This window comes from Streptomyces sp. NPDC000941 (assembly GCF_053599555.1).
Genome location: NZ_JBSFMM010000507.1, coordinates 1 through 2210 on the forward strand (window position 1 = coordinate 1; position 2210 = coordinate 2210).

A 2210-nucleotide genomic window follows, 5' to 3' on the forward strand; every position below is an offset into this window, starting at 1 on the left:
CCACTTATTGTTTGTTGGGTCTGGGGTTTAAAGTGGTGTGAGATCCCCTCCGCGCGCCCCGGCCGGCGCGCCCCCCCCGCCCCCCCGGCCGATCCTGCCGACTGGCCGGTCTCGACAGCCATCGTCGCGGGTCCCTACTTCCAGTCGCCCTTGAGGAGCTTGCGGTACGCGGCGGCCACCGACTCGGCGGCCTTCTCGGGGGAGGTCCTGCCGGTCACCACGTTCGGGTACTCGACCAGGATCGCCTGGAAGAGGCTGTTGCCCTCGGGGATCCAGGGGCGTTCGACGGCCTTGTCCACGGCCGCCTTGAAGAACTTGACGTTGGCGTTGGCCGCGACCGCCTTGTTCGCGTAGACCGAGGTGCGGGTCGGCAGCAGGCTCAGCTTCTCGGTGGTCTTGGCCTGGACCTCGGCCGAGCTCATGTACTTGACGAAGGCGTAGGAGGCGTCCAGGTTCTTGGACCCGGCGTAGACGGTGAGGTTCTGACCGCCCTGCGGGGCGCCCTGGGCCTTGCTGCCGGCCGGGACGGGGACCACGCCGAGGTTGGACTTGTCGTCCTTGAACGCCTTGCCGGCCAGGGTGTCCTCGATCGCCCACGGCCCGTTGATGGTCATCGCGACGTCGCCGTTCTTGATGGCGTTCTGCATGTTGTCCCAGCCGTCGGTGGCGTCGGTGATCGCCGCACCGGACTTGACCAGGTCGCGGGCGGTGGCGAAGGCCCTGACGCCGGGCTCCTCGTCGACGGTGATCTTCTTGGCGTCGGTGTCCAGCAGGTCGCCGCCCTCGCCGTAGATGAACGGCAGATAGAAGTAGGCGTCGTCGCCGCGCAGATACAGACCGGTCTTACCGGTCTTCTGCTTGATCTTCTTCGCGACGGCCTTGAGCTCGGTCCAGCTGGTCGGCGGCTCGACGCCCGCCTCCTTCAGCAGCTTCTTGTTGTAGAAGAGGCCGAGGGTGTCGATGACCTGCGGCACGGCGTACGTCTTGCCCTTGAACTTGGTGCCGGCGGCGGCCTTCGGCAGATAGTCCGACTCCTTGTCGAGGGCGGCGGTGCCGTCCAGCGGGGCCAGATAGCCGATGTTGGCGAGGTCCTGGGTCCAGGCGACCTCGGTGCGCAGCACGTCCGGGGCGCCGGAGCCGCCGCTGCCCGCCGCGTTCTTGAAGTTCTTCAGCGCATCGCCGAACGGCACGCTGACGTAGTTGACCTTGACCTTCGGGTACTTCTTGCTGAAGTCCTCGGCGAGCTTCTTGTACGTGCCCTTCTCGGCTTCGTTCGAGGTGTCCCAGTAGGTCACGGTGCCGGAGATCTCCCCGGCCGACTTGTTGCCCCCGCCGCTACCGCCGTCATCACCGCCGCATGCGGTCGCCGCGAGCGCCATCGCCGCGACGAGCGCAGTGGCCGCTATGCCACGTCGCATCTGAACTCCTCCAAAGCCGGCCGCGCCATCGCGGCGCCGAGTTGCCGAGGAACGTAACAGGGATGCAAATCGATCGAAAGACCTTGCAGCAAAATTCTGAAAGCGACCGGGATCGTTACCCCCACGTGTCTCTCCGGTGGCCGCCCGGGCGCTTGACACATGCGCCGGAGTGCCCCGGCGGGCGCCCCGGATCCGCCCCGTAGCCGCCTCAGGGCCGCCCCGGAGCCGCCCCGACAGGCGTTACAAGCCCCTGCAAGCTCTTCCGCAAGACATTGCAGAGCTGTTACGTTCACCGGCATGACCCAGGAGCTCACCACCTCCCCCCAGACCGAGACCGCGCAGCCGTCCGGCGGCCCCGACTGGTGGCGCGACGCCGTCATCTACCAGGTGTACGTGCGGTCCTTCGCCGACAGCGACGGCGACGGCATCGGGGATCTGCGCGGCGCCCGCGAGCGGCTGCCGCACCTGGCCCGGCTGGGCGTGGACGCGGTCTGGCTGACCCCGTTCTTCGCCTCGCCGCAGGCCGACGGCGGCTACGACGTGGCCGACTACCGCGCCGTCGACCCGCTGTTCGGCACCCTCTCCGACGCGGACGACCTGGTGCGCACCGCCCATGAGCTGGGCCTGAAAGTAATTGTGGACATCGTTCCGAACCACACCTCCGATCGGCACGTGTGGTTCCAGGAGGCGCGGGGGCCCCCCCCCCCCGCGGCGGCGCCCCCGCCCGACCACCAGCACCACCGCCACGGGGCGGGCGGAGCGCACGCCCCCCACCCCAAGGGGGGCGACGAG

2 protein-coding genes are annotated in these 2210 nt (G+C 68.7%); one reads left to right on the forward strand and one right to left on the reverse strand.

The genetic code is table 11. The features are described 5' to 3' along the window. Window positions 1–134 precede the first annotated feature (134 nt). On the reverse strand, window positions 135–1418 hold the full coding sequence (locus tag ACWDSL_RS53130; protein ID WP_450496930.1) for an extracellular solute-binding protein: 1284 nt from the start codon (window positions 1416–1418) through the stop codon (window positions 135–137). A gap of 297 nt (window positions 1419–1715) precedes the next feature. Here ACWDSL_RS53130 and ACWDSL_RS53135 point away from each other — a divergent pair. Further along, window positions 1716–2210: alpha-amylase family glycosyl hydrolase (locus tag ACWDSL_RS53135; RefSeq protein ID WP_450496932.1), on the forward strand; the 495-nt coding region annotated here is incomplete at its 3' end.